The following is a 3,609-nucleotide window of genomic DNA, read 5'->3' on the forward strand; positions in this document are numbered from 1 at the left end:
TTTATAATCAGCATACCCAGAAAAATTTAATCCAGCCATACTCAAACCCTTTTCATTGGTACCATCATAATAAAGAGGATAGTCACTTATACCTGCGGCAATACCAATCATTGCATAATGCTTATCCAAATTATTTACCTTTCGAAAAACTAATTTATAATTTCTTGGAGTAACAGTGACTACTTCATTGTAAGATATTTCATAATCAAAATTCCTTCCAAAATAATGATCATTTGTAACATAAGTGATGGACGTACACATAAGTTATTCCCCCTAAATAATAGTTCATTTAACCCCATATTACTCCTAATAATTTCGTATATCAAAAGAAAAGCACATCGCATACAAAAAAACGTTTTCGTTTTTTATAAATTGACAATATTATGTACCCCATAGGACTCGAACCTACGACCGGACGGTTATGAGCCGTCTGCTCTAACCAACTGAGCTAAAGGTACAAGGAATTATTTGTGCAAACGCATACAAAGCGTTAGAATATAAACTAGGGATTCCTGAACTTCCCCACAGTCTCTTAAATTACTATCAATGATACTGTATCAGGAATCCCTATTTAGATAGTATTCGTATACTAGTTTTAGAGCAACTATTTAGCTTCAAAAATGAAAAGACTGACCGAGAAGCTAGTATCGGTCAGTCATTACGGTATATCGAGGTGCTACCTTCGATGCTATAAAACTATCATACACACTCCATCGGAGTCAATATTTTTTAATACTTAAATCCTTTAATATGGCTCGGGTCAATCTTCACGTCATTTGCTTTACCCATCTCCTGAATTTCTTTCAAGACGATTGGTGCGTCGTGATCGTTAAATCCTTCACCTTTGACGCGTACATCGTAAGTTCCGTAGCTATTAGCTTCTGCGTACGTTTGTCTATCCAACAATACATCTTTCAGGAAGTTGCGCATATGCCCTTCTATTTTTTTGCTTTGTTCATCATTAAGATTCCTAGCTTCAATTTTAATGATAGGTTTATCTCCATCAACAATCGCAATATTTTGCTGCATATAAGTTGGATAGTATGACTTTAGTTCTTGTTTCAAGCGATTTACAGCGTTCTCGTATTTCCACTTAGAATCACACGAGATTATTAAAGTATAAACCTTGTTCGGCTGAAACACTCGTTTTACTTGATCGCGCAATAAAGTCCATGCATATCGTGTTTGAATGCGTTGCACCATTTTAACCGCTTGATCTTTCGACACGTTGTCAATCGCGATACCGTTTTTATTTCCAGTTGCAGGTGTTGTTGTCGCTGTATTCGACGATGTTGAGCTAGATGCTCCAGTTTTTAAACGGTACGCATAAAAATAAGGACATCCGGCCATCACCCATCGTTGATCGTGATTAGCAATGATCGTAGTCATTTTCCAACCAGTGCATTCAATCCAGTTTTGATTATCTAGTGCTACGCCTGTATGACCGCCTGCCCCTGCAGAGTAACCCTTTTTCCCCCAAATAATTACATCGCCGCGTTGCATTGGAAAGTCTGTATTTTCTGCGATCTTTTCATACCCTAGCTTTAAAAGATAGTCATGTAGTGTTTCAGTGCTAGGAATATATCCATAGTTAAAACCACCAGATTCGCGCAAAATACGATAAACAGAGCCTGAACAGTCGCATGTACCATCCGTATAGTAGCGAGAACCATACATGCTGTAGTAGCAATTATTTACAAATTTTTGAACGACGGCTAATCCTTTTTCGATATTAATAGCCATTATTTTTTCTCCTCTTTTTCTTCTTTAATGTTTTCGATTTCTTTTGGTTGAGGTTGCAACCCTACGTTTTTATCATTCGATTTTTCGTAAAGTTCCTTCGCTTTTTTCATGTCCATGTTACTCATTCCCTCCTAAATTCAATAATTTTGAAAACATTTGATGCAAGCCTGTAGAAGCTAAACCACTCACTGCGCCATAAACAATTGACTCCACGCCTATACCGTTCATAACACCGCCCAAAATCGCTCCTAACGCTGCTACAATCAAAGGGATATAAGCGTTCGCTACTTTATTAAATAGCGGCGTAACCTTGATTACATACCCAACTATTAAACAGGCAACTACAATAACTGGTACAAAATTTTCTGTAATAAATGATAAATCCATAACTATTTTTCCTCCTTTAGTTTATTCGGCAAATCCAACACTTTTTTATACAGTGTTTCTCCAGTTCCGTTACCGCCAAGTTCCCGATATCCACGCCACAAGTACTCTAAATTTTCTAGATCATCTATAGAAATCCAACCCTGCTCCAAAAATTCGGAGCATTGCTTATAAATTTTGTCATGCAGAATGGCTACATTCGCATATTCCAAACGTTTGAATCTATTTTCCGTTTGATCCTTATTTCCCTTGACCGCTTTATAAATATTGTGGAAAATCTTTAAGAATCCCCCTAATCCAATTGCCATCAAGAAACTGTTAATTTCCAGAAATTTTTCTAACACATGCTTTCCGCCTTCCTTTCAATAATTGAAAAAGCACACTCGAAAGTGTGCTAAATCGTTGCTTATTTATCTATGCTAATTTGATAACTGTAATAGTTTTTGTGCCAACACTCGTGAAACTGCCGGTAATATTGGTTTCAATACCTACAGAAAACTCATCTCCTGCATTCGCTGTGTTTACACACTGCCCTGTGCCGTCCCATCTATTCTTGAGTGCATCTACCCCTTGACCAGTCACTCGATCATTGTTGCCGGCACGAGAGCCATTCTTTAACAAATTGAAATACAGGTAACCATTTGTTTGTGTGCCTATTTGATACCACGTGTGAATGATAAATAAATACGTTCCAGCTTTTTGGATTTTAATCCGACCATTGGACGCTCTCTCTGCCACTGGGTCATCTGGCCGCATGTGTAGCACTTGAGTTCCTGATTTGACCTCTTTCCCATGAATTCCACTACCAGTTATTTGTCCTTGCTCCCCATTGAAAACACTCATGTTAAATGCACCAAAACCACCTGATACATTTAAATCATCTAACTTTTTATCAAGCGTCTTAGGACTAACAATTTTATCCCTTGCTTCCCCTTCGTCTACTTCTTCCTGCGTCGCCATACGAGAATCAACGTGTTGCTTTACACCAATTGGCGTCATAAATTTATTACCAGCAATCCCCAGCTCCGCATCAGTCTGATTAGCCGTAGCGTAGTTGTCGACATTACCGAGGTTAACTTGAGCCTTCGTTACGGAATGCGGATTCGTTTTATCAGCAACATGACTATTGAACTCCGTTTTACTGGCTTGCTCCACATTTGATACGTTTCCTAGTCCAACTTGGCTTTTGGTAACTCCATGAGGATTGGTTTTATTTGATGTATGGGAGGTAAGATCAGTTTTAGGCGCTTGTTCAACATTGGTCACGTTTCCTAAGCCAACTTGGGCTTTTGTTACCTTGTGCGGATTAGTCGTATCTTTATCATGTTCATCCAATCCGTCCTCTAAATGATTGATTCTTTCAGCAGTAACTACTGCTCCCGCCTGAATATTTTGTTCCTCTGTTTTATTGTCATCATAAGGAATCCAAGTTTGTTTTTCATAAGCCATTTACTCACCTTCTCGTAATATATATTTTGAAGA

General features: G+C 38.1%; 5 protein-coding genes and 1 tRNA gene. All 6 read right to left on the minus strand.

The annotated features are described in order from the left end of the window. Positions 1 to 261 (minus strand): linear amide C-N hydrolase (locus RV13_RS20060; protein WP_143142053.1); only part of this gene is annotated, 261 nt, incomplete at its 3' end. Between the two features lie 123 nt (positions 262 to 384). Further along, positions 385 to 458: transfer RNA gene (locus RV13_RS20065), tRNA-Ile, on the minus strand. A 271-nt stretch (positions 459 to 729) separates the two neighbouring features. Further along, positions 730 to 1,743: a peptidoglycan amidohydrolase family protein gene (locus tag RV13_RS20070; RefSeq protein ID WP_010743573.1), complete on the minus strand. Its 1,014-nt coding sequence runs from the start codon at positions 1,741 to 1,743 to the stop codon at positions 730 to 732. Positions 1,744 to 1,860: 117 nt separating this feature from the next. Then, positions 1,861 to 2,130, minus strand: a complete 270-nt coding sequence (locus tag RV13_RS20075) for a phage holin family protein (RefSeq protein WP_010743575.1) — start codon at positions 2,128 to 2,130, stop codon at positions 1,861 to 1,863. Between the two features lie 2 nt (positions 2,131 to 2,132). Beyond that, positions 2,133 to 2,471, minus strand: coding sequence for a hypothetical protein (locus RV13_RS20080; RefSeq protein ID WP_010743576.1), 339 nt, complete (start codon positions 2,469 to 2,471; stop codon positions 2,133 to 2,135). Between the two features lie 70 nt (positions 2,472 to 2,541). Continuing rightward, positions 2,542 to 3,576 (minus strand): hypothetical protein, encoded by a 1,035-nt coding sequence (locus tag RV13_RS20085; protein ID WP_010743577.1) that lies wholly within the window; start codon positions 3,574 to 3,576, stop codon positions 2,542 to 2,544. Positions 3,577 to 3,609 lie beyond the last annotated feature (33 nt).

The sequence above is a fragment of the Enterococcus raffinosus genome (assembly GCF_001886185.1).
Taxonomy (GTDB): domain Bacteria; phylum Bacillota; class Bacilli; order Lactobacillales; family Enterococcaceae; genus Enterococcus_A; species Enterococcus_A raffinosus.